Origin of the sequence: Haloechinothrix aidingensis, assembly GCF_013450155.1 — a bacterium.
GTDB lineage: Bacteria > Actinomycetota > Actinomycetes > Mycobacteriales > Pseudonocardiaceae > Haloechinothrix > Haloechinothrix aidingensis.
Genome location: NZ_JACCKD010000001.1, coordinates 286669 through 310495, shown reverse-complemented (window position 1 = coordinate 310495; position 23827 = coordinate 286669). Strand labels below are relative to the sequence as shown.

At 69.9% G+C, this 23827-nt stretch carries 24 protein-coding genes; 13 read left to right on the top strand and 11 right to left on the bottom strand.

Translation table 11 applies throughout. From position 1 onward, the window contains the following. Positions 1 to 183: 183 nt before the first annotated feature. Entirely contained in the window at positions 184 to 2310 is a 2127-nt protein-coding gene (locus tag H0B56_RS01490; protein ID WP_180891106.1) for a DUF6541 family protein, read from the top strand. Here H0B56_RS01490 and H0B56_RS01485 read toward each other — a convergent pair. Together H0B56_RS01485 and H0B56_RS01480 are read right to left on the bottom strand one after the other, a co-directional pair. Further along, the gene (locus H0B56_RS01485; RefSeq protein WP_343063708.1) at positions 2234 to 3229 is read right to left on the bottom strand and encodes a lysylphosphatidylglycerol synthase domain-containing protein; all 996 of its coding nucleotides are present in this window, start codon (positions 3227 to 3229) and stop codon (positions 2234 to 2236) included. The genes H0B56_RS01490 and H0B56_RS01485 overlap by 77 nt on opposite strands. An 8-nt stretch (positions 3230 to 3237) precedes the next feature. Beyond that, a complete protein-coding gene (locus H0B56_RS01480; RefSeq protein ID WP_180891105.1) occupies positions 3238 to 3960 on the bottom strand; it encodes an acyl-ACP--UDP-N-acetylglucosamine O-acyltransferase family protein in 723 nt (240 codons plus the stop codon). Positions 3961 to 4203: 243 nt separating this feature from the next. On the opposite strand from H0B56_RS01480, the gene H0B56_RS01475 reads away from it, so the two are divergent. From H0B56_RS01475 to H0B56_RS01455, 5 genes are all read left to right on the top strand, one after another. Continuing rightward, positions 4204 to 5310 carry a DegT/DnrJ/EryC1/StrS family aminotransferase gene (locus H0B56_RS01475; RefSeq protein WP_180891104.1) on the top strand — a complete coding sequence of 369 codons (1107 nt, stop codon included), beginning with the start codon at positions 4204 to 4206 and terminating at the stop codon, positions 5308 to 5310. After that, a complete protein-coding gene (locus H0B56_RS01470) occupies positions 5307 to 6263 on the top strand; it encodes a Gfo/Idh/MocA family protein (RefSeq protein WP_180891103.1) in 957 nt (318 codons plus the stop codon). The genes H0B56_RS01475 and H0B56_RS01470 overlap by 4 nt, the downstream gene beginning before the upstream one ends. A 239-nt stretch (positions 6264 to 6502) precedes the next feature. Further along, positions 6503 to 7177 (top strand): DUF6230 family protein, encoded by a 675-nt coding sequence (locus H0B56_RS01465; RefSeq protein ID WP_180891102.1) that lies wholly within the window; start codon positions 6503 to 6505, stop codon positions 7175 to 7177. 29 nt (positions 7178 to 7206) lie between these two features. Next, positions 7207 to 7671: a DUF6114 domain-containing protein gene (locus tag H0B56_RS01460; protein ID WP_180891101.1), complete on the top strand. Its 465-nt coding sequence runs from the start codon at positions 7207 to 7209 to the stop codon at positions 7669 to 7671. Beyond that, on the top strand, positions 7668 to 8294 hold the full coding sequence (locus tag H0B56_RS01455; protein ID WP_180891100.1) for a hypothetical protein: 627 nt from the start codon (positions 7668 to 7670) through the stop codon (positions 8292 to 8294). Before H0B56_RS01460 ends, H0B56_RS01455 begins: the two co-directional genes overlap by 4 nt. Positions 8295 to 8373: 79 nt before the next feature. On the opposite strand, the gene H0B56_RS01450 is transcribed toward H0B56_RS01455, so the two are convergent. The 4 genes from H0B56_RS01450 to H0B56_RS01435 are packed head-to-tail and all read right to left on the bottom strand — an operon-like array spanning position 8374 to position 12214. Then, a complete protein-coding gene (locus H0B56_RS01450; RefSeq protein ID WP_180891099.1) occupies positions 8374 to 9558 on the bottom strand; it encodes a glycosyltransferase family 4 protein in 1185 nt (394 codons plus the stop codon). A gap of 5 nt (positions 9559 to 9563) precedes the next feature. Then, a complete protein-coding gene (locus H0B56_RS23380; RefSeq protein WP_219632080.1) occupies positions 9564 to 10079 on the bottom strand; it encodes an acyltransferase in 516 nt (171 codons plus the stop codon). Continuing rightward, positions 10072 to 11028, bottom strand: coding sequence for an NAD-dependent epimerase/dehydratase family protein (locus H0B56_RS01440; RefSeq protein WP_180891098.1), 957 nt, complete (start codon positions 11026 to 11028; stop codon positions 10072 to 10074). The genes H0B56_RS23380 and H0B56_RS01440 overlap by 8 nt, the downstream gene beginning before the upstream one ends. 28 nt (positions 11029 to 11056) lie before the next feature. Further along, complete coding sequence (locus H0B56_RS01435; RefSeq protein ID WP_180891097.1) at positions 11057 to 12214, bottom strand: DegT/DnrJ/EryC1/StrS family aminotransferase; 1158 nt, start codon at positions 12212 to 12214, stop codon at positions 11057 to 11059. A gap of 112 nt (positions 12215 to 12326) precedes the next feature. Between H0B56_RS01435 and lhgO the strand changes: the two genes are divergently transcribed. Further along, positions 12327 to 13517, top strand: a complete 1191-nt coding sequence (gene lhgO, locus H0B56_RS01430; protein WP_180891096.1) for an L-2-hydroxyglutarate oxidase — start codon at positions 12327 to 12329, stop codon at positions 13515 to 13517. A gap of 24 nt (positions 13518 to 13541) precedes the next feature. On the opposite strand, the gene H0B56_RS01425 is transcribed toward lhgO, so the two are convergent. From H0B56_RS01425 to H0B56_RS01415, 3 genes are all read right to left on the bottom strand, one after another. Next, on the bottom strand, positions 13542 to 13946 hold the full coding sequence (locus H0B56_RS01425) for a hypothetical protein (RefSeq protein WP_180891095.1): 405 nt from the start codon (positions 13944 to 13946) through the stop codon (positions 13542 to 13544). A gap of 186 nt (positions 13947 to 14132) precedes the next feature. Next, positions 14133 to 15398, bottom strand: coding sequence for a serine--tRNA ligase (serS, locus tag H0B56_RS01420; RefSeq protein WP_180891094.1), 1266 nt, complete (start codon positions 15396 to 15398; stop codon positions 14133 to 14135). 82 nt (positions 15399 to 15480) lie between these two features. Further along, positions 15481 to 16389, bottom strand: a complete 909-nt coding sequence (locus tag H0B56_RS01415; RefSeq protein WP_180891093.1) for a haloalkane dehalogenase — start codon at positions 16387 to 16389, stop codon at positions 15481 to 15483. 106 nt (positions 16390 to 16495) lie between these two features. On the opposite strand from H0B56_RS01415, the gene H0B56_RS01410 reads away from it, so the two are divergent. The 6 genes from H0B56_RS01410 (at position 16496) to H0B56_RS01385 (ending at position 21968) form a co-directional block, all read left to right on the top strand. Continuing rightward, a complete protein-coding gene (locus tag H0B56_RS01410) occupies positions 16496 to 17500 on the top strand; it encodes a septum formation family protein (protein WP_180891092.1) in 1005 nt (334 codons plus the stop codon). A gap of 39 nt (positions 17501 to 17539) precedes the next feature. Beyond that, positions 17540 to 17890 carry a metallopeptidase family protein gene (locus tag H0B56_RS01405; RefSeq protein WP_180891091.1) on the top strand — a complete coding sequence of 117 codons (351 nt, stop codon included), beginning with the start codon at positions 17540 to 17542 and terminating at the stop codon, positions 17888 to 17890. A gap of 136 nt (positions 17891 to 18026) precedes the next feature. Beyond that, positions 18027 to 18524: a hypothetical protein gene (locus H0B56_RS01400; RefSeq protein ID WP_180891090.1), complete on the top strand. Its 498-nt coding sequence runs from the start codon at positions 18027 to 18029 to the stop codon at positions 18522 to 18524. 44 nt (positions 18525 to 18568) lie between these two features. Next, positions 18569 to 19075 (top strand): DUF3558 family protein, encoded by a 507-nt coding sequence (locus H0B56_RS01395; protein WP_180891089.1) that lies wholly within the window; start codon positions 18569 to 18571, stop codon positions 19073 to 19075. A gap of 12 nt (positions 19076 to 19087) precedes the next feature. Beyond that, the gene (locus H0B56_RS01390; protein ID WP_180891088.1) at positions 19088 to 20545 is read left to right on the top strand and encodes a hypothetical protein; all 1458 of its coding nucleotides are present in this window, start codon (positions 19088 to 19090) and stop codon (positions 20543 to 20545) included. A 148-nt stretch (positions 20546 to 20693) separates the two neighbouring features. Next, complete coding sequence (locus H0B56_RS01385; RefSeq protein WP_180891087.1) at positions 20694 to 21968, top strand: MFS transporter; 1275 nt, start codon at positions 20694 to 20696, stop codon at positions 21966 to 21968. Positions 21969 to 22010: 42 nt separating this feature from the next. Here H0B56_RS01385 and H0B56_RS01380 read toward each other — a convergent pair whose 3' ends face one another. Then, positions 22011 to 22640, bottom strand: coding sequence for a histidine phosphatase family protein (locus H0B56_RS01380; protein WP_180891086.1), 630 nt, complete (start codon positions 22638 to 22640; stop codon positions 22011 to 22013). Between the two features lie 168 nt (positions 22641 to 22808). Continuing rightward, complete coding sequence (pheA, locus tag H0B56_RS01375; RefSeq protein ID WP_180891085.1) at positions 22809 to 23729, bottom strand: prephenate dehydratase; 921 nt, start codon at positions 23727 to 23729, stop codon at positions 22809 to 22811. Between the last annotated feature and the right edge of the window lie 98 nt (positions 23730 to 23827).

The window sequence follows — 23827 nt, the reverse complement described above, 5'->3', positions numbered from 1 at the left end:
TGAGGTTACGGGACCGTAGGTAAGCGGGGCGGCGCACTCCACCCGGACCGCGCGTGCGCGAGTCAGATCATCGGGCACTGCTCGATATGGAGTAGCATCACTGCGTCCACCGGAGCAGCCCTACTGGCGTTCGGCTCATCCGGCAGGCGCCCTCACCCAGCGCGTAGCCGAGGAAGCAACTCCGTGCCGCTCACCATGACCGCGACCGCAACGGCAGGCACCATCGCGATCTACCTGGTGCTGATGGTCGCGCCCGGGCTGGCCACCGGGTGGGCCGCAGGGCTACGCGGCTGGGTCCTCGCCGGGACGGCACCGCTACTGACCTTCGCCGTGGCGGGACTCGGCGGACCGTGGCTGGCGGTGGCCGGCCTTGGGTTCACCGCGGCGAGCTTCCTCGCCGCGACCGCGGTCGCCGTCACGCTCGCGGCGTCGGCGCGGCGGCTGAGCGACCGGCGGGCGGCCCGGCGAGAGAACCGGCACCCGTTCACCGGGGCGCGCGGCCCGGACTGGAGCCGTACCGCCCATCTCGCCGTCCTGGCGTGTGTCGTCGCGGCAGCGGTGGTCGGGGTCTGCACCGTGCTGCACGGGCTCGGCTCGTTGACGGCCGTCTCGCAGGGCTACGACGCGGCCTTCCACGCAAACGGCATCCGCTACATCCACGACACCCATGACGGCAGCGCGACCGGCATGACCACGGTCAACCGGTTCGGCGACGCGAACGAGCTGTTCTACCCGCACGCCTATCACCTGATCGGCGCGCTGGCCTACACGCTCGCCCATCCGATCACCGGGGTGGCCGTACCGGGGGTACTCAACGCCAACACGGTCCTGCTGCCCGCCCTGCTCGCGCTGTCCCTGGCGACCCTGGTGCGGTCGTTCCACGGCCGCGCGACGCTGGCCGGGATGGTCGCGGTGATCTCGGTCGCCCCGGCGACGCTGCTGTACGTGTCCATGGCTCGCGGCCCGCTGCTCCCGTTCCTCCTCGGCCTGTCGCTCACCCCCGTCGCGGTGGTCGCGCTCCACCGGTTCGTCGAACGCGTGCGCTGGGACACCGGACTGGTCACCGCGCTGGTCGCCTGCGGCCTCCTGGTGATCCATCCGGGGACGCTGCTCGCGGCGATGCTGTTCGCGGCCCCGATGCTGGCGCAGCGCTGGTTCCGCATCGCGCGGGCAGGCGGGAGTCACGTGCGGTCGGGGGCACTCCCCGCCCGGGCGCGCGCACGCTCGGTGGGCACGGAGTGCGCCGCGATCCTCGGGGCCGCCCTCGCAGGGGGCCTACTGACCGCTCCGCACCTGGTGGCCGCCGTCCTGCGCACGGAGAGCGGCTTCCCCTACGAGGGGTGGCCCGCTCCGTTCGACTTCAGCGGCGCGGTCGGTGCGCTGCTGACGTTCCAGCTGATCCCGTCCCCGCACTCCGACGGCACGGCGCAGGTGTGGCTGTCCGCCGCACTGCTCGCAGGCCTGGTGTTCCTCCTCCGGCTGCACAACCTGCGCTGGATCGGGGGTGCGGCCCTGCTGACCGGGCTCGCCTGGCTCGTGGTGGCCACCTCGGACCATCCGCTGGTTCTCGAGCTGACCCGGCCATGGTGGAACGACCCCTTCCGGTTCATGGCCATCGCGGCGATACCGATGACGGTGCTCGCCGCACACGGGCTCGCCGAGCTGCAGGCCGTGCTGCGGGACGCGAGCGCGCGCTCGTTCGCCGGGACGCGCACCACCCGCTCCGGCACGCTCGGCGCCGCGCTGCTGTGCGGGTTCGCCGTGCTCACCCATGGCCTGTACGCGCACTCCAACGCCGCGCTGATCGGGCCGCGTTACGGCAACCCGCCGCCGGAGAACCCGGTGAACATGACGGTCAGCGCCGCCGAGGTCGAGGCCATGCGCAAGCTCGGTGAGCTCGCGGAGCCCGGCGAGTGGGCACTGAACAACCGGCATGACGGCACGGTGTGGACCTACGCCTTCACCGGGGTCCGTACGGTCGCGGGGCACTTCGACGACTCCCTGCAGCCACCGAGGGCGCGGCTGCTCGCCGAGCACTTCCGCGACTACGAGACCGACCCGCGCGTGCGCCGGGCCGTACGCGAGCTCGGTGTCCGGTGGGTCATCGTCGGCACCCACGGGCACCTCGCGCTGCCACCTGGCGATCATCGCCAACCCGGCCTCACCGAGCTGGACACGCTGCCGTTCCTCGAGCGGGCGTTCCGCAACGAGGCCGCCGCGATCTACGAGATCACTACCGCGGCCGACCGGCCCGCTCCCGTCCCGGCCGGTACGCGGTCCGGGCGAGCGCGGCCGAGCCCGCCGCGGTGACCAGGTCGGCGAGGATGAACATCACCCGCGACGCCGCCGCGAACGCCGCGGCCTGCGCCGCGCCGATACCGCTGACCACGAGGACCGCCACGATGACTCCCTCGCGCGCACCCACCCCCGCCGGGAAGACCGGCGCGGCCGTGCCCGCCGCCATGCCCAGCGACATGGCGCCCGCGCACAGCAGCAACCCCAGCAAGCCGGGCGTGCCGACCGAGTTCGCCAGCAGCCACAGGTGCAGCCCCTGCAGGAGCTTGGCCACCCCCGAGGCACCGATGATCCTGCCTATGGTCGGCATCCGCAGCCGGTGATCCAACCCGCGCTTGCGCAGCACCCGTAACACCAGCGAGGTCATCCAGGTCAGGATCCCGGGGTGCATCGCGACCAGGCCTACGGGCAGCAGCACCAGCACCCACCGGGCGGCGGGGCTGGAGTCGAAGATGACCGGCAGCGCGACCACCCCGACCAGCATCCCGATCACGAGCCCGATACCCGTGTGCACCAGCGCGGCGGTGAAGACCCTGGCGCGGGACAGACCGGCCTTCTTGCCCAGCTCCATCTGCAGCAGGTACAGCCACACCGAACCCGGCGCGTACTTGCCAAGCTGACCGACAAGGAAGACCTGGGCGGCCTTCCGGTAACCGACCGGCGGACCGATGTCGTCGACGATGACCCGCCAGCCGTAGGTGGTGACCGCGATGGCCATGCACAGCACCAGCAGCGAGAGTGCGGAGGACTGCCACGCGATGCCGGAGATCGTCGCCCAGAACTCGCCCCAGTTACGGGTCAGGTAGTAGCAGGCGAAGGCGACGACCACGACCACCGCGAGCGAGCGCAGCGCGTTGACGACGCGCGCCCCGCGCGAGCCGCCCTGCCGGGGCCGCTCGACCTCCATCTCCGCGGCGGAGCTTGCTCGCGGCACGGCCGGGCTCATCGCTGCCCCCGCTCCGTGCGGGAGTCCCACGCGGTCAGCCGCGCCGCCACCCCGGCGGGCACACCCCCGTCCGGTAGCGCGCGCTCGCCGAGCAGGTACGGCCGCAGCGTGGCGATCTCCTCCTCACCGAGCCCGGCCCGCGTCAGCCCGACGGTATTGATGCCGGTGAAGCGGGCGGGTACACCCGCGCTTACCGCGAACGGCCCGACCTCGCGCAACACGACCGCGCCCATACCCACCATCGCACCGGGGCCAACACGGGCGCGCTGGTGCGCCAGCACGCCCAGGCCCAGGTTGGCTTCCGACCACACCTCGCAGTGACCACCCAGCACGGTGTTCGACCCCAGCACCACACCGTCCCCGACCACGCAGTCGTGCGCGACGTGTACCCCGCGCAGGTAATACCCCTCGCTGCCCAGCCGGGTCGTGCGCCAGGTGCCCTGGTGCACGCTGGCATACTCCCGGATCCGGTTGCCGTCGCCGATGGCGACGCCGTACCCGTCGAGCTCCGGATCGCCCGCCGGGCCGTGTTCCCAGACCCGGGGGTGTGGCGCCGCCGCGTCCGAGGCGGGGGCTCCGATCGTCACGTGCGGGCCGATCCAGTTGTGATCGCCGATCACCGCGGGACCCAGGAGGACGGCGTAGGGGCCGACGACGTTGCCGTCGCCGAGCTCCACGCCGTCGGCGATCACAGCGGTGTCATGGATGTGATTGGACACGGCGGTCGGATCCGTCTCTGCACAAGGGGTCTCGTTCCTCGGTCGGGGCATACGCCGGGAACAGGGGAAGCATCACCCGGCACTCACCACCCGCGACGGACGTGCGCCGCGACGCGGGTTCCCGGCGCGCGCGTACCGGCACGGTATCGTGACTCGCGTCCGTGTCATCGGCTGCCATCGCGAACCGGACCGCACCCGGCCTCTCCGCACGGCCCTACGCCCAGCTTGAGAGAGCGAGAACGGATGATCCCGATAACCGCCGTGGACGTCAGTGACGCGGAACCGCTGGTCACCGAGGTCATCCGGTCCGGGGCTCTGGTACAGGGGCCGATGGTACGGCGCCTCGAGCAGGGTTTCGCGGAGATCGCGGGAACCAGGCACGCCGTTGCCGTCAACAGCGGGACGACCGCGCTCGCCGCCTCCCTCCAGGCGCTCGACCTGCGCCCCGGCGACGAGGTCGTGACATCCCCGTTCACCTTCGTCGCCACGCTCAACGCGGCGATCCAGGCCGGGGCGACCGTACGGTTCGCCGACGTCGACGCCGCGGACCTCACCCTCGACCCGGAACGCGCCGCCGCGGCCGTCACCGGTCGTACCCGCGCGCTGCTGCCGGTGCACCTGTACGGGCAGATGGCGCGCATGGACGAGCTGGCAGCGATCGCACGCGAGTACGACCTGCACGTCGTGGAGGACGCGGCCCAAGCGGTCGGGGCGACGTTCGCGGGCAGGCAGGCAGGCTCGTACGGGCTCGGCTGTTTCTCCCTGTATGCCACCAAGAACGTCACCACGGCCGAAGGTGGGATGATCACCACCGAGGACGACGCGCTCGCCGACCGGTTGCGGATGCTCCGCAACCACGGCATGCGCAGCCGGTACTCCTACGAGATGCCTGGGCACAACTACCGGATGACCGACCTGCATGCCGCGCTCGGCATTCCGCAGCTCGCGCGGCTGTCCGAGATGACCGAGGCCCGGCGGCGCAACGCGGGGTGGCTGTCCGAGGGGCTGGCGGGCATACCGGGTTTGTCGGTACCGGAGGAGCGGCCGGGGCGTACGCACGTCTGGCACCAGTACACCGTGCGGGTCGGACCCGGCGCGGCCCTGTCCAGGGACGAGCTGGCCGCCGCCCTGGCCGGGCGCGGTATCGGCACCGGCGTGTACTACCCGCGCGTGGTCTTCGACTACGACTGCTACACCGGTCACCCGCTCGTCGCCCCCACGTCACCCGAGGACGTGCCCGTCGCGGCCAGGGCGGCGCGGGAGGTGCTCTCCCTGCCCGTGCACGCCGCCCTCACCGGCGAGCAACTGGATACGATCGTCGCCGTGGTACGAGAGGCCCTCCACGCATGACGCACAGGCTGGCGCTCGTCGGCACCGGCTCCATGGGTGCGTTGCACGCGCGCGTGATCTCGCAGAGCGAGCGTGCCGAGCTGGTCCGGGTGATCGACCCGCGCGCCGAAGCTGGGCGGGATGTCGCGACACGGTTCTCTGTGGACTGGACACCCGAGATCGACTCGTTGTCCGATGTGGATGCAGTTGTGCTCTCGGCACCGACGGAGATGCACCACGAGCTGGCACTGGACGTGCTGCACGAGGGCAAACCACTACTCATCGAGAAGCCCGTGGCGAACGACCTCACGGAGGTCAGGAACATCCTCGACGTATCAGCCGCACGGGAAGTACCGCTGATGTGCGGGCTGCTCGAACGGTACAACCCGGCGGTGCTGACCGCTCGCGCGCTGCTCGGCGAGCCCGTTCATGTTCGCAGCGCGCGGCACGGACCGTACGCCGCGCGGATCAGGACCGGGGTCGCCTGGGATCTGCTGGTGCACGATGTGGATCTGGCCATCCAGCTGTTCGGCGGGACGACACCGCGCGACACGACGGCCGCGGCGGGCTACTTCCACCCGCAGTCCCTGGCGGGCGCCGAGGACACGCTCGAGGCCCTGCTGTCGTTCGACAGGGGGCTCGCGTCGGTGTCCGCGTCCCGGATCGGGCAGCGCAAGATCCGCACCCTGACGGTGTCGGAGCTGGACCGCTTGATCGAGATCGACCTGCTGCGCAGGGACGTCACCATCTACCGCCACGTCTCCCACGAGGGAGTGTCGGACGGGGGCCGCGGCTACCGCCAGCAAACCGTGATCGAGATTCCCGAGCTACTGACCGTCCGCGAGCCGCTGGCTTCCCAGCTCGACCGCTTCCTGGACCTCGTCGAAGGCTCAGGAGATCCGGACACGGAACGTAACTCGATTTTGCCGTCACACCTCGTGGTCTCGAACGTCCTCACCCAAGCAGGGTGCTGAGGATCACACGAGCGGACAGGAAAATATTTCGAGTATTCCATGATCACACGAAGAATATTCATGACATGAATGACATTCAGCAACAAGTTCTAGATTGTGCGCTATAACTCTGCGGTAACAATGCATCCGATCGTGTGGCCTTACCCCGGCGTCGTTTCGCAAGAATTGCGAGCCGTGCGTAATCCATGTCACGGAACGCGCATGATCGGTTGTGTACATTCACACGGAGGGTGGAGTCAGTGAGTACAAAGCAGCACTTCCTTCGGGGCCCCGTGTCCCGCATCCGCGACCGGCTCCGCGACCGGCGTGAGCGCCGCCGTGGCTCCGGGCACACCAGGTGGCGCCGGTTCGTCGCGGTGTTCGGCGTGGGTGGGGTGGCGGCCGGCCTGCTGGTAACCGCCATGACACAGGGCGCCATGGCGGCATCGTTCGCCGTGGCCGGGACAACCTTCAAGATCAACGCTGACAGCCTCAGCGGCAACGGCCTCGTGCTCTACGGCAGCGAGGTCGACAGCAGCGACGGGGCCAAGGCCGCGGCGACCATGGGCCTGCGCAGCACGCAGATCGACAGCTTCTGCACCGCCTTCGTGGTCAACGACCTGCCGCTGCTGGACGCCGTGTCGGTCAAGCTGGACATCCCGGGCGGTGTCGACGGTGACAACCTGATCATCGATGTCAGCGACCTGCAGGCGAGCAGCCTGACGCTCGAAGACGCTCGCCTCGGCATCGACGCCTCCCAGGTCACCAGCGGTCCGGACGGGGCGACCGGCCAGCCGGGCAGTGCCGGGCTCGACGCCGCGGGGTTGTCGGCCACCGACCTCGACGGCGACTCCTGGGCGATCACCGCGGGCACGCTGACGGCACACGGCTTGGACCTGTCCGCGCGCCAGGGAACCAACAACACCTGCGGCTGAGCCGCTCGAGGGGAGTGAAGGAGGAGACCATGGCTCACAGGCTTGTTCGCGCCTGGCGCGGCTTCCGGGACTGGCGGCGCAGCCGCCCGTTCTGGGCGGGCGTGTTCGGCATCCTCGCCGCCATCGCCATCTTCGGGCCGCCGGTGCTGTCGGTGAACATCGGCGATGTGATGCTCACGATCGCCACCGTCGGCGGGGTGTCCTCGATCGTGCTCAGCACCGTGATCGCCTGCTGCGCTGTCGCCCTGTGGGTGCGGCCGCAGCTGCGTATCCCGTGCGGTGTGCTGACCATGGTCGCCTCGCTGACGTCCCTGGTCACCGCCAATTTCGGTGGCTTCGGGATCGGGCTGGTCTGCGGGTTGCTCTCGGCCACGCTCGCGCTCTCGTGGGTGCCCGGCCGGGCGGCGGCTCGTGCGGACCGTGAGGTGCCCGCGGTCGCCGAACCGGCTCCGGCGGGCACGACCACCGAAACCGAGATGTCACCGGCGGCGTGAGCACGGCACGGGCAGGCGGCGGGCGCCTGCTCGCGGCAGCGTTCATCGGCGTGGTCCTCACCACGTTGCTGCCCGGGCAGGCGCCCGCCGTGCAGCAACGCCTCATGGCGCAGGACAGTTCGGCACCGGTGGTTCCGGAGACCCCCACCACGATCCTGGCCTCGGAGCTGACGCTGTCCGGGCTGTGCTACGACGGCGTCGTCGAGGTCCCCACCGTGGACGGGCTCGTTCCCGCGCTCAAGTTCGAGGCGAGCAGTGTGGATCTCGATGACGTGACGCTGTCGTTGCCGGACGGTCCGGCAACGCGGATCGAGGGCCCGCTCGTGGAGGTCGACACCGACCTGGGCGAGCGCACCACGCTGTACCTGCGGCGCCTGAAGGGGAAGCTCACCGACGGGTTGCTCACCTACGAGGTGGACTACTCGCCGGAGAACCCGCCACCGGCCAGCTTCCCGTGGCTGACGTTCACCGACGTCACCATCGGGCTGTACGCGCTGGACGGGGGCGACCTGAACCTGCCGGGGCCGTCGCTGGAGGCGGGTACCTCGCACATCCCGCTGCCACCGATGGACGAGGACGCCGACGACCCGGACGGGGACGGGTCCATCGAGGACTGCCTGTAGGGACGCGATGGCCCGTGGGTGCCCTGGGGTGTGTCTCCCGATCCCGCGTACCTGCTGCGCGGGGATCGGGAGACACACCTTAGCTCTGGCCGGTCAGCCGGTGGAGCGCGTCGAGGTGCTTGTCGAGCACCGCCTCCATGGAGAAGTTCTCGTCGACCAGCTCGGCACCGGCCCTGGCGATGGCCCGCGCCTCCTCCGGGTCACGCAGTGCATCCACCAGCCTGCGGGCCAGCGCGACCGGGTCCTCCTCCGGCACCAGGTGCACGTTGCCCCTGTCGATGAGCTTGATGTCGCCGAAGTTGTCCTCCCGCACGGCGGAGACCACCGGCAGGCCCGCGGCCATGCACTCCAGGCTGGCCGTGCCGAACCCGTAGCCACGCAGGTCGTGGCACTCGATGTCGGCGGCGGCCAGGTAGTGCGGGATATCCGTTCTCGGTACCGACCCCGTCGCGAGTATCGCGTGCTCCACCCCGAGCTCGCGGGCGCGCCGCAGGAACGCGTCGTAGTAGATGCCGCCCACCACGACGAGCCGCGCGTCCGGCAGCGCCGCCAGCACCGCAGGCATCGCCTCCACGAGGGTCAACCGGTCGCGCAGCGAGATCACGTGTCCGGTCGACAGGATCATCGGCGCGTCCCCGATCCCGTGCCGCTCCCGCACCAGGCGGCCGTCCCCGCCCCGGACGCGTGCGGGTTCGATACCGACCGGGGTGTGCACCGTTCCCGATATCCCACCCCGGTACTTCTCGGCGATGTAGTCACGCATCTGCACGTCCATCACCACGAAGGTCGGCTTGTACCGGCGCATGAACGGCGCGACCACGAACCTGTCGAGCAAGGTGAACGCCGCCTGGTAGGCCCTGCTCGGGCTCTCCAGCCTGGTGTGCACGCTGAGCATGGCCGGGACCCCGTTGTCCCGCGCCCACAGGCCGGTGGCCCAGGTCAGGTCGAAGAACTGGCCGTGCTGGTGCAGGACGTCCGGGCGGAACGCGTCCAGTAGCTCGCCGACCCGGCGGGGCAGCGACGGTCGCGCGCAGAAGGCGATGTCGAAATTCACCGCGAGCCTGGTCCGGGGAAGGGTCACCGCAGGCAGCCGCACCACCCGGATGCCGTCCACATCCTCGAGCGCCGGGGCCCCGGCGTGCGCCGCCGTGATCACCAGCACCTCGTGCCCGCGGGCGGCATAGCCCTTGGCCAGCGACTCGGACAGGTGCGCGCTGCCGCCCACGCGAGGTGGGTAGAAGTTGTTGACGACCGCGATCCGCATCCCCGTCACACCGCCGTGCCCGGGTCCTGCTCGGCCCGGTGGTAGACCACCCGCACCTCGGCGCCGTCGATATCCAGGTGCCCGATCGGCCTGGCAGGCACACCCGCGACGAGCGACCTCGCGGCCACGTCCCGTGTGACCACCGAGCCCGCGAGGATCGCGGCCGAGTCCCCCACCGACACCCCGGGCATGATCGTGACGTGCGGCCCGACGAACACGTGGTTCCCGATACTGACCGCTTCCCTGTCCACGGCGCCGTAGGCCCGGCCCGACACGCACCGCCTCATCGAGCTGTGCGTGTAGATCTGCGCGCCGGCCGCGATGTCGCAGCCGTCCCCGATGCGCAGCAACCCACCACCGCCGTCGAGGACCGTGAACGCCCCGATCCAGGTGCCCTCACCGATCACCGGTTCACCGGTGATCCGCGCGTGCGCGTTGTACGGGTTCGGCGGGATGCCGTGCGCGGCGTGGAACGCCGCGGAGAACCCGTCCCGCGTGGCCGGGTCACACGCCTCACACACTGCCCACCGCCACGGGCTCGGTAGCGGCGACCAGCTCGGCCATGCCCCGCTCGACCGTGATCGTCGGCTCCCAGCCGAGCATCTCGCGCGCCCGGCCGATGTCCGCTGCTCGCCGGGCGACCAGCACGTCACGCGGGTTGAACCGCGGCTCGACATCGGCACCGACCGCGTCGATCAGCAACGTGGCAAGGGTCGCGACGGACGTGTCGATTCCGGTACCGATGTTGATCGGCGCGCAGCCCCGCTCGCTCTCCAACGCGGCGACGACGGCCCGCGCGATGTCGTGCACGTGCACGAAGTCCATCGACTGCTCGCCCTTGCCGTCGATGACCGGAGGCTCGCCCGCGCGCAGGCGCTGCAGGAAGTGGTTGATCACCGAGGTGTAGTACGCCTCGACCCGCTGACCAGGCCCGTAGACGTTGAAGAACCGCAGCGCGTGCCACGACAGGCCCTTCTCCCGCTGGTAGAACCCGAGGAGGTCCTCGCAGGCCCGCTTGCTGATGCAGTAGGGCGTCAGCGGGGCGAGCTCGTCGTCCTCGTGCATCGGCAGTTTCGCCGGGTTGCCGTACACCGAGGCCGTCGAGGCGAACACCAGCCGCCGCACCCCCTCGTCGGCAGCGGCGGCGAAGACGTTGTTGCTTCCGATCATGTTGAGGTACACGGACTCGTGCGGGTCGGCGACCGACTTGTTGATCGACATCGTCGGGAAATGGATCACGTGGGTGCATCCGGCCATGTGTTCCCGCACCGGTCCACCGTTGGTCACGTCCTTCTCCACCAGCTCGACCCGGCCACCGGACTCGGCGACGAACCGCTCGGTCCGCGCGCGGTCACCGCGCCGCATGTTGTCGAAGATCCGGATCGAGTACCCGCGCTCGAGCAGGATCGGGATCGTGTGCGAGGCGATGAACCCCGCACCACCTGCGAAGAAGACCCTCTTCTCGGACATGTTCTCGGTCAATCTCCTTCCACGCCGATCAGGCGCTCGCACGCACGGCATCGCGCACCGTGTCGATCACGCGATGCACCTCGCGGTCGGTCAGGTTGGCGTGCATGGGCAGCGACAGCCGGGTGGCGAACTGCTCGGCCGATACCGGCAGGTGCGGTTGCCGGCCGTAGGCCGGTTGCAGGTGGGACGCGTACGTGCCGAACCCGCAGCCGATCCCGCGTTCCCGCAACCGGGATGCGACGCGGTCGCGATCGAGGTCACCGGTAACGGTGAGGTGGTAGGCCTGCCACGCGTGCGTACGGTCCGGCAGCTCCACCGCGGAAGCGACACCGTCCAGCCCGCCGAACGCCGCGCGGTAACGTTCCGCGACCCGCCTGCGCGCCGCCAGCAGCTCCGGCAGCCTGTCCAGCTGCGCGAGCATGATCGCCGCCTGCACGTCGGACAACCGGTGGTTGTCGCCGACCTCGTCGAAGCACGGCACCGCGAGCTCGGCCCGGCCCTCCCTGACGGTCGCCGGGCTGATGCCGTAGGTGTGCAGCTTGCGCGCGTGCTCGATCAGCTCGGACCGGTCGGACACCAGTGCCCCGCCCTCTCCCGCCGTGATGCCCTTGCGCCCGTGGAAGGAGAACGCCGCGAGATCGGCGAGGCTGCCCGCGGGGCGCGAGCGGTACGTCGCCCCCGCCGCGCAGGCTGCGTCCTCGAACAGCCACAGCCCGTGCCGCCGGGCGATCGCCGCGAGATCGTCGTAGTCGGCGGGCTGGCCTGCCACGTCCACCGCGAGGATGCCCACCGTGCGCCGGGTCAGCGCCGCGTCCACCGCGGCGGGGTCGACGGTGGCGGTGTCGGCGCGTACATCGGCGAACACCGGGGTCGCGCCCGCTCGCACGACCGCGTGGCCCGTGGCCGGGAACGTGTAGTCGGCGACGACGACCTCGTCCCCCGGTTCGACGCCGAGTACCCGCAGGCCCAGCTGCAGCGCCGCCCCGCAGCTGCTCGTGGCCAGCGCGTGCCGTACACCGCTGGTACGCGCGAACCGCTCCTCGAACCGCTCGCAGGCCGGTCCCGCCCCCGCGAGCCATCCGGAGCGGAACACCTCGGCGACCGCAGCCAGCTCGGCATCCCCGACCGTGGGCCGGCCGAGCGCGATCGGCGTCTCGCCGCCGACGTGCGGAGCAGGATCCGACATGGCCCTCCTGTCGCATCGGCCCACCGCGGGTGGGTCGGTCACAGCGTATTCGGCCATCCGGAGTAACTCACTCTCGGGGTCCAGTGCGACACGGTTCGTTACCCTGCTGGCTGTGCGGAGTGTTGTGGTGATCGGTGGCGGCATTCTCGGGCTCTCCGTGGCGCGCGAGCTGACCCGGCGCGGAACACACGTCACCGTGCTGGAGAAGGAACCACACTGGGCGGCGCATCAGACCGGCCACAACTCCAACGTCGTGCACGCGGGCCTGTACTACAGACCCGGATCGTTCAAGGCCCGCATGTCGGTGGCAGGAAACCGGTCGATCATCGCCTACGCCCGCGAGCACGGGGTTCCCGTCGAGGTCTGCGGCAAGCTGGTGGTCGCGACCTCCGAGCGTGAGCTGGACGCCCTGCGGGTGCTTGCCGAGCGCGCGCACGCCAACGGGGTGCCTGCCAGTGTCATCGGACCGGAGCGCGCACGGGACTACGAGCCGGAGGTGTCCTGCCTGCGAGCCCTGCGGGTGGAGTCGACGGCGATCATCGACTTCGCCGCCGTCTGCCGGGCCATGGTCGCCGAGCTGATCGATGGCGGTGCCGACCTGCGGCTCGACACGCGGGTGCTGGGTATCCACAGCCGCGCATCCGGCGGCGTGGAGGTAACGACCGCATCCGGGACGCTGCGCGCCGACGGGCTGGTCAACTGTGCCGGCCTGCATGCCGACCGGGTGGCGCGGCTCGCGGGCGTGACACCGAGCGCGCGGATCGTGCCGTTCCGCGGCGAGTACTACGAGCTGCGGCCGCAGCGGCGGAACCTGGTGCGCGGGCTCATCTACCCGGTTCCCGACCCGAGCCTGCCGTTCCTGGGTGTACACCTGACACGCATGCTCGACGGCAGCGTGCACGCCGGGCCCAACGCGGTGCTCGCGCTGCGCAGGGAGGGCTACCGGTGGCGGGACGTCTCGATGCGGGACCTCGCCGAGATCGCCCGCTACCCGGGGCTGTGGCGGCTCGCGCGACAGTACGCGTTACCGACCGGGCTCGACGAGGTGCGCCGGTCGCTGTCCGTCAGGCGGTTCGCCGCGAGCCTCGCGCGACTGGTGCCTGCCATCCGACCGGCAGACATCGTCCCACTCGGATCCGGTGTCCGCGCGCAGGCGCTGTTGCCGGACGGCTCCCTCGTCGACGACTTCCTGATCGAACGCGCTCGGCACCAGGTGCACGTGCTCAACGCGCCATCACCGGCCGCGACGTGCGCGCTGCAGATCGCCGAGCACGTCTGCGACTCGCTCGCCACGTCGCGGTGACGCGCGGCGCTACCGCACTGCCGCTCAGCGCAGCGTGGCGACGAACGTGCCGGACAGCTGCGTCGTACCGCCGGAAACGGACCACTCACCCGTGGCCTTCGACGGCGGGCCGTGCCCTGGCCCGAACGGCGATCCCCGGAACGTGCCGTCGAGCTCGCCGAGCGGGGTACGCAGCGTGAAGCTGCCGGTGGCCAGGCCACCCGGCCGCAGGTGTCCGGTGAACGAGCCGCTGGCCGAGCCGGCGCTGGTGGTGCCCGAGCAGCTGCCCGAGACCGTGCCCGCCTTGGAGTTCACCGTGTAGCCGCACGTCAACGAGCCGTCCGAGGAGGCTGCAGGCACCGGGGACGCCGCGGCAGGAGCCGTCGAACCGAGGATGCCGAGCGCCACCACGCTCAGCACCGCTGCCGTGACACCGGACAGTCGCCGCATCGCTGCCTCCATACCCTTGACCGTCGGACCCGTGCTCCCCGTCACCCCAGGTTAGGCGGCCAACGCGGGCGGTATGCGCGCTATCACTCCGCAGTGTCAAAGCATCACTCCGTTGCGTGACAGCAATAGCCCGGTCCGCGTCTCCGAGCCGGCTGTGCGCCCGGCGGCCAGTGGCGGAGCAGGCTCTCAGGAGACGGGCTGGAGAAGTTCCTTACCCCCGAGATAGGGGCGCAGCGCCGCGGGCACGCGTACGGACCCGTCGTCCTGCTGGTGGTTCTCCAGGATGGCGACGATCCACCGGGTGGTCGCCAGCGTCCCGTTCAACGTCGCGGCGAGCTGCGGCTTGCCGTCCGCGTCCCGGTAGCGGGTGTTCAACCGCCTCGCCTGGAACGTCGTGCAGTTCGACGTGGACGTCATCTCCCGGTAAGCACCTTGGGTCGGCACCCATGCCTCGCAGTCGTACTTGCGGGCAGCCGAGGTGCCCAGGTCGCCCGCGGCCACGTCGATGACGCGGTACGGCAGCTCGACCTTGCCGAGCATCTCCTCCTCCCAGGCGAGCAACCGGGCGTGCTCGGCCTCGGCCTCCTCGGGACGGCAGAACACGAACATCTCGACCTTGTCGAACTGGTGCACCCGGATGATGCCGCGGGTGTCCTTACCGTAGGAACCGGCTTCCCGCCGGAAGCACGTCGACCAGCCCGCGTACCGGACAGGACCCGCGGACAGGTCGATGATCTCCTCGGAGTGGTAGCCCGCCAGTGACACCTCGGAGGTACCCACCAGGTACAGGTCGTCCTGCTCCAGCCGGTACACCTCGCTCGCGTGCTCCCCGAGAAAGCCGGTACCGGCCATGATCTCCGGACGCACCAGCACCGGCGGGATCATCAGCTGGAAGCCGTTCTCGACAGCCTGCGCCGCCGCGAGGTTCAGCAGGGCCAGTTGCAGCTGCGCGCCGACGCCGGTGAGGAAGTAGAAGCGCGCGCCGGACACCTTCGCGCCCCGCTCTGTGGACAGCGCGCCCAGCCGCTCGCCGAGATCGAGATGGTCGGCAGGTGTGAAGTCGAACTCGCGGGGGGTCCCGGCATGCTTGAGCGTCACGAAGTCGTCCTCGCCGCCCGGCGGTGCCTCCGGGTGCACCACGTTCGGCAGCTTGGCGTGCAGCTCACCGAAGGACTCCTCGGCGGCCGACTGCTCGGACTCCGCGCTCTTGACCTGAGCGGCCAGATCCTTGCCCTGCGCAAGCAGCGTCTCGCGTTCGTCACCGTCGGCCTTGCCGATGCTCTTGCCGAGCTGCTTCTGCTCGGCACGCAGCGAGTCCGCGCGCGCGATCGCCGATCTCCTGCGTTCGTCCAGCTCGATCAGCTGGTCGACGATGCTCTCGTCCTCACCCCGCGCGCGCTGCGAGGCGCGCACGGTCTCCGGCTCCTCGCGCAGAATCCGTGGATCGATCACGGTGTGCAGCGTATCCGGGCGGTACCGCCCGGATACGCCCGGGCCGTCGGCCCCGTCACAGGCAGGTGCGCGATGCCACCCGTCAGCGCCCGCGCACGAAATTCACCACCGACTTGGCGAGGCGCTCACCCGCGTCCTCCTGGAGGAAGTGTCCGGCGCCGGTGATGGTGGGGTGCTCGCGGCCGACCGCACCGGAGAGCTTGCGGCGCAGTATGGGGGCCATCGCGCCGGTGATCGGGTCCCCGTCGGAGAAAGCACAGAGCACCGGGCCCGGCCAGCGCGACAGGGTGCGCCACGCGGCGCGATTGGCCTGCGTAGCCGGGTCGTCGGTGCTGGTCGGCACCAGCATCGGCATCGCACGGGGGCCTGCCTTGTAGCTCTCGTCGGGGAACGGGGCGTCATACGCCGCTCGCACGTCGTCCGGAAGTGCCGTCTGGCAGCCGGACTGCACGAACGTGCCGATATCGAGTGTCTCGGCCCCGGCCACGGCATCCCGGAACGCCCACCAGACGTCGGGCATGCCGTGATCCCCGGTGGGCAGGCCGGTGTTCGCCGCAACGACGCGAGCGAACCGGTCCGGGTGCTCCGCGACGAGGCGCAGCCCGATCAGCCCACCCCAGTCCTGCCCGACCAGCGTGACCTGGCGGAGATCGAGGTGGTCGAAGATCAGCTCTCGCACCCACTCGACGTGCCGGGCATAGCTGTGGTCGCTCACCTCGGTCGGCTTGTCCGAGCGACCGAAACCCACCAGGTCGGGAGCGATCACCCGCAGGCCCGCCTCGGCGAGAATCGGGATCATCTTGCGGTACAGGTACGACCAGGTTGGTTCACCGTGCAGCAGCAGGACAGGCGGACCGTCCGCGGGACCCGCCTCGACATATGCGATGCGCAACGAACCACCCTCGCCATCGGCGACCCCCGCGTAGCGTGGTGCGTACGAGAAGTCGGGCAGGTCGGCGAACCGCGCGGCGGGAGTTCTTACTGAGCGCATTTCCTCAGGCTAGCGGGAATGCCGGAGCTACCACACCGTGCGCGCATCCGAGTCCGATCCGCGCATGTGCAGGTGCATGACCGAGGCGTGAGGCATGATGGAAGCGATGTGGACCGGGACCGATCGGTTCCAGGCGCGGAACCGGCTGACGTACGCCCGGCTGTTGATGGTCGGCGCGACTCTCGGGGCGATGCTTGCCCTGACCTCGACCTTCGTGTTCAGCGCGCCTTTCGAACCCGAGTCCCCGGCCCCCGATCAACCCCACCCCGGGGCGGGCGGCGAACCTGACGAAGACGGCACACACGTCCCGGCGGAGTTCTCCGCCCATCCGGGAAGCTGCGTGGCGTGGTCGGCCGGTGACGCGCGTGATATGGAAACCGTGCAGTGTGACGAACCCCACCAGTTCCAGGTTACCGCGGTGATCGACGTATCGACCGATTACCCGAAGTCGAGCCCACCCCCCGATCTGGAGGAGTGGCAGGACATCGTCGACGAGCGATGCACGGGGCCCGCGGACGAGTACATGGAAAGCGGGCTGGACCCGTTCGGCAAGTTCCAGGTCAGCGCGATCTTCCCGAACGAAGCCGACTGGAAGGCCGGTCAGCGGAAGGTGCACTGCGGCCTGTGGCGGCCCGCCCCGGGCGGGGAGCTGCAGGACCTGACGGAGTCCATCGCGTCACAGGACCAGTCCGACGTGTGGGAAGAAGGGACATGCCTCGCGCTCGACGACAAGGCCGTGGGTGACCCGATCGACTGCTCCGAGCAGCATGCCTACGAGATGATCGCCGTCGTCGATCTGTCCGAGGAGTTCGACGAGTACCCGAGCGAGGACGAGCAGATGGAATGGCTCGACACCGTCTGCGCCGACCGGGCCGACGACTACACGGGCGGGAAGGATCTCGAGGACAACGACCTGATCGTCGCCTGGGACACCCGCGAGGAGGAAAGCTGGGACGTAGGATCGCACCTGGTCAACTGCAAGGTGGGGGCGGTCCTCGACGACGGCTCCGGCCTGGCGCCGGTAACCGGTAGCGTCGCCGAGGACAGCGAGAGCAGCGAGGAGAGCGAGGGCGACGAGTCCGATGAGGATGGTGAGTCCGGCGATGAGTGACCAGCCGGCCCGCTACGTGCCGATGGCCCGGTAACACCCATGCCGGTCGACATGCCGCGAAGCCGCTTCGAGGAGCTGGTGTCCGAGGCGCTAGACCGGGTGCCGCGCGAGTTCGCCGAGGCGATGGACAACGTGGTGGTGCTCGTGGAGGAGCGCAACGAGGAGGAGCCGGACATCCTCGGCCTGTACCACGGTGTGGCGCTCACCGAGCGTATGCACGACTACGGGGGGTTCCTTCCGGACCGGATCTCGATCTACCGGGACCCCATCCTCGCCATGTGCGACTCCGAGGACGAGGTCGTCCGCGAGGTCGTCGTCACCGTCGTGCACGAGATCGCGCACCACTTCGGCATCGACGACGAGCGCCTGCACGAGCTGGGCTGGGGCTGACCGGGCGAGTTCGGCGAATCCTCCCAAGGGACACCCCGGAGCCATTACAGTAGTGACGGAGTTTGCCCGGCTGGTCGCGCAGCGTAGCGACCCGGCCGGGGCACGGTTCGTGTTGTGTCCGGGAAGGTGACGGTTCATGGCGGACGGGGCGAGCTTCGCCGACGAGTCGCTTGCCGGGAGCGGGAGCGCGGCTTCCGGCAGTAGCGCGGGTGCCGATTTCCTGACCTCGGGGTTCACCACCGATGTCACCGACAGCGAACAGGTGGAACGCTTCGAGTCGGGCGCCACCCGGCTGAAGGAGATGGCGGCCGGTGGGCAGTTCGCGATCAACGAGGAAGGCATGCGGCACTACCTCAAGGCCATCGACCTGTTCCTGGATGGGTACCACGAGCAGATGCGCAACCTTTACGAGCTAACGCAGAGGGCAAAGCTCGGTTCGAGCCCGTTCGCCCACACCGTCGCCGAGCACAATCTGCGGGTAATCGATGGGGACGAGAAGTCACTGATCCCGAACTTGCGAAAGATGAGGGCGGCCTTCGAGGACGCCCGAGAGGCGCTGATGTCCGCGCGCCGCAACTACGACGAGACCGAGGAAGCGCACAGCATGGCCTTCCGGAACCTGGGGCTGGGCTGATGCGAAGGACGTGGACGCGACTGGCGTCACTGGTAACAGCAACCGTGCTCTCGTCGACCCTTGCCGCCTGCACCCAGCACAGCGAGGGCACCCCACAGCCAGACCCGACCCAGCAGCACCAGCCCTCCGATGCGGGCGAACCGAACGACCCGTTCACCGATCTGGCAGCCTGCGACCTGCTCGACGACATCCTCGACGACGAGGACTTCCCACCGGGTGAGAAATCCTCCGCGGGCGGAAAGAATGCGTGCCAATCAACAAAACAGGGCTTCGGTTCAGTCAGTGTCAACCTCCAAGCCGAGTACCAATACGACGAGTTCACCTATGACTCGGACAAGATTTTTCCTGGTGAGGTTAATCAACGTCGAGCAGTGCAAATTCGGGACGCATTAGATGCCGGCCGCAGCTGCGACGTCTCCATGGAGATCGAGCCTGACTCCCGTGCGATCGTCGGGGCGAACATGCGGCACGGTGACACGGACGACGCCTGCGGCTTCGTCGAGGAGCTGGCCGAACGGCTCGAGCCGTTGCTGCCCGAAGGGACGCGGTAGGGGTGAGTGCTGATGGGTGAGCAGGAGCCGGGTCCGCGCGAGTACGAGGCGGATGTGCAGGAGCAGGCCCACGACGAAGCCCTGGAGGAAAGCCCCTCCTTCGGCGGCCCCGTCATCGCCGAGCACCTGGCGCAGCGGGAAGCCGCTCGGTACCGCGACGAGCAGGAACGGTCCCTGGCGCAGGGCCAGGACACCCGGGACGACGCACCGTACGCCGGGTCGGACTACCAGGGCTACTCCCACGAGCAGCTGTACCAGTTCGCGCACCACAACATGTCCCCGGAGGACATACACGAGAAGGGGCGCGTGGCAAACGAGTTCGGCAACTGGCTCAGCGACGTCGCACAAGCATTGAGTGACGCCGCCAACGCCGAGCAGGGCCTGTGGCAGGGTGAGGCCGCCGACGCCGCGCACGGGTTCTTCCGCTCCGCGGCGACGTGGAGCGACACAACCGCGCAAGGCATACATCTGGGGTCCAACCGGCTGGCCGAGGAGGCCGAGGCGGCATCAACCGGGAAGAACGCGATGCCGGAGCCGACGGGATTCGACCAGAGCGCGGAGCTCTCCGCGGTGCGGGAGCAGGCGAGCGCGGGCGACGCCGTCGGCGCGGCGACCCGCTACCTGGAACTGCAGCGCAAGCAGGAAGAGGCGCAGGAGAAGCACGCCGAGGCGGCACGGGTGATGCACGAGCTGGACAGCGGGTACCAGGCGGCCGCGGCGCAACAACCGGCCTTCACCGCCCCACCGGACCTGGCGGGAGGCACGGACGGAGCCACCCACTCCAGCTTCGCGGGCGGCACCGCGGGCGGGGGCGTGCCGACCGCGGCCGGTGGGAACGTGCCGGCGCCCGGTGCGGGTGTCGCGTCGGGGGCAGGCGGCGCAGGTGCGGCACCGGCCCCGGGTGCGCAGTCGGCCGCGAGCCACCTCGCCGGTTCCGGTACCGGTCAGGGCGCCGGTACCGGCTCGGGTGCACCGGGGGCCGCACGCCCGGGTGCCATGGGGGGTATGCCGCTCGGAGGTGCGGGCACCAGCGGCGGAGACGGGGATCGCACCCGAGGCGGGCCACGTGCCGGGACCCCGCGCGGTGGCTATGCGGGGCAACGGGTCTCGGGGGGTTCCGGGGGGCAGACCGCGGGGGGTCGCCCCGGGAGCGGCGCGTCCGGCCGCGCCGCAGGACAGGCCAGCGGCCAGGGGGCACCGGCCCGGGGCGACGGTGTCACCCGCGGTGGTGCCGCGGCCGCGCAGCAGGCCGCCGGCGGGTCGCGCGCCGGAGGAATGGCTGGTGGCGGGGCCGGCCGTGGCGCAGGCAAGGACGACAGCACCGAACGCGGGGCGGCCGAGATCCTCAAGAACGAGCATCTCTTCGAGACCACGCACGACGGGGACATCGAGCGCGACCCGGACACCGGCAACCCCATCGTCCCTCCGGTGATCGGCGAGAGCTCCCCCACGGAAAGCTACGAACGATAGGTCCCCGTTTGGCCGTGCGGGCGCCTCTAGTGAAGCCTTAGCGTCGCTACGTTCCGACGGTGCACAATCACCCCTCGTCGTGACACGATGATGAGATTGACTGTTGGAGAGGGAGGCAGACCTGTCGTTTCAGGCTGGCCACACGGCAATGAGTGGTAAGCGCGACAACCGGCTCAACTGGCTGCTGTCTTCGAGCACGCTCTCCCAGTTGGGTGACGGCATAGGCAAGGTGGCCTTCCCGCTGCTGGCAGCCACTCTCACTCGCGACCCCCTGCTCATCGCGGGTCTGGCGGCCACGCAGTTCCTCCCGTGGCTCCTGTTCGGGGTACTCGCAGGCACGGTCCTCGACCGGGTCGACCGCAAGAAGGCGATGATCATCGCCAACGTGACCCGCGCGCTCGTCGTGGGGCTCACGGCAGGGTTCGTCTACGTCGACGCCATCTCCATCTGGACGGTGTACGCGGCCGCGCTGCTGATCGGCGCCGCCGAGACCGTAGCCGACACCGCGAGCAACGTGCTGATCCCCGCGGTCGTGCCCCGCAAGAAGCTGGAAGGCGCCAACAGCAAGCTGCAGTCCGTGGAGATCGTCGGGCAGACCTTCGCCGGCGGACCCGTCGGCAGCCTGACGTTCGCGCTGTTCGCTGCCTTCCCGTTCCTGCTCAACTCGATCGCCTACGGCATCGCGGCTGTGCTGCTGCTCGGACTGCTCGGTTCCTACCACCCGCAGCGCGCGGCCGGAGCGGACCAGCACGACGGATCCGGGCAAGACGGGCCCCGCGCTCGCCTGCGCAGTGAGCTCGGCAACGGTATGCGCTGGCTGTTGGGCAGCCCCTTGATGCTGCGGCTCGTCCTCATCGCCACGGCACTGAACCTGCTCGCCGAGCTCGCCCAGGCGCAGCTCGTGCTGTACGCGCTGGAAGACCTCGAGCTCAGCGAGGCCGCATTCGGGATGTTCGCCTTCATCGGTGGGCTCGGTGGGCTCGGCGGAGCGGCGATCGCCCCGAGGATGATCCGGCGATTCCGTCGCGTACCCGTGCTCGTCGGTGGTGTCGCCGCCGCCGGTACCGGTTTCGCCGCCATGGGCCTCACGAGCGACCCCGTCGTGGGGGCCATGCTGTTCGGCCTGTTCGCGGCCGCGGTGGTGACGGTCAACGTCATCCTGGCCACACTGCGCGCACTACTGGTACCCGACGGCGTGCTCGGCAGGATCATCGGTGTATGGCGCACGCTGGTGTGGGGCTCCATCCCGGCTGGCGCGATGATCGGTGGTGTTCTCACCAAGCTGCTGGACAGCCCGAGCATGACGTTCGTCGTCTCCGGCTGCAGCCAGCTGCTCCTTGCCGCCGCCGTAGTGCTCATGCTGCGCCGTTTCCGTCCCGAGGTGGACGCGGCAGGCACCGACCCCAGCGCCGACCGTGCATGAGCGGCCGCAGGCCCAGGCACAGGCCGAGCGGCCCGGCAACGATCAACCGTGACGGGGCAGCTCGACACCGTCCCAGGCGACACACCGCCATCGACCGTCGCGATGCGCCTCCAGCACCACGGCTCCGGTGTTGGCGATCAACCCGGACAGCCGGGCCGACCGTGGAACGTTGTCGGCGAGCAACTCCACACCGAGACGCATCACGCCGCCGTGACTGACCATGACGACGGTGCCGTCCGGGTCCTCCTCCTCATGCTTGGCCCTGACCTCGGAGATCGCGGCCACGAACCGGTCGCGAACCTCGATGCCGCTCTCCCCACCCGGCATCGCATGGTGCAGCTCGCCCTGAATCCACGGGAAGAACACCTGCGCGTAGGCCTCGATCCCTTCCCGGTCGGTGCGGTCCTCCAGCTCACCGACGAACACCTCGTGCACCCCGTCGATGACCTGAAGATCCACCCCGTGTGCCGCCGCCACCGGCGTCGCGGTCTGCTGGGCGCGTGTGGCCAACGAGCTGTACACGGCCACAACAGGGTCGGCACGCAGCCGAGCGGCGAGCTCGTCGGCCTGCTGCCTGCCCACATCACTCAGCGGCGGGCCCGGAAGCTTCGTACTGATCGCCTTCCGCACATTGGCGGTACTCTCCGCGTGCCGAACGAGTTTCAATTTCACGTCAACTGTCCAATCTCTGTCAGGACGACCCCAGGCCCGAGCGTCCAGCCGCGTACCGGCCACGTGGATACGCCACTGGTTCCACTCTGCCGTAACGTCGCTACCGGGCCCCGCACCGTTTCACTACGTGAACGCGCCGGCCGGTCTCCCGCAGGAAAGGCACGCAGCTCAGGCCGTGTCGCCGCGCCGGACCGACTCCACCCAGTCCGCCGCGCTGACGAAGTCCTCGTTCCCCGCGGACGGCTGGATGCTCGCGCGCACCCCGTCCGCACGCGGGTGCGACCCCAGGAACCGGACCGCACATCGCCTGCGCAAGGCGGCGAGAGCGTCCCCGATGCGCGGCTCGGCGACGTGGCCCTCGAAGTCGATGAAGAACCGGTACTCGCCGAAGCCACCCTTGATCGGCCGCGCGTCCAGCCTGGTCAGGTTGATGCCACGGAAGGCCAGCTCGGTCAGCAGCTCGGACAGCGCTCCCGTCCGGTTCGCTGCCGCGGCCACGACCGACGTGCGGTCGCAACCGGTCGGCTCCGGCAGCGTACCTGGCCGGGTGAGCAGCAGGAAGCGGGTGCGGGCGTCCTCGACGTCGGCGACCTCGGTGGCGATGCTGGGTAAGCCGTAGCGTTCCGCGGCTACCGGGGCAGCCACCGCGGCGTCGTACTCGCCCTGCTGCACCGCCAGCGCGGCCGCGGCGGTCGACGATGTCGCGACATGCCGGGCGGACGGCAGGTTCACGTCCAGCCAGTGCCGTACCTGCGCCAAGGCATGGGGATGGCTGGCGACGGTACCGATCTCCTCCGCCCGGACACCGCTGCCCGCGAGGACGGTGAAATGGATGGGCAGCAGGGCTTCGGCCGTGGCCACAAGGGGCTCGTCCTCGGCCAGCTCGTCCAGCGTCGCCGTTACCGGCCCCTCGACGGAGTTCTCCACAGGAACACACGCCGCGGACGTCTCACCGTCACGGACTGCCGCCATGGCCTGCGCGATCGTCTCGTACGGTACGAGCTCGGCGTGGGTGTCGCCGCCGGCCAGGTAACGTGCCGCCTGCTCGGTGAAGGTCCCTTCCGGACCGAAGTATGCAATCCTGTACACGACAGCAGAGTACGCAATCGTCCCTGCTCGCGGCACACGTGGTCCACGTCACTACCGAACACCCCCAGTGCACGCCGGGCTGCATCCTGTTATCGATT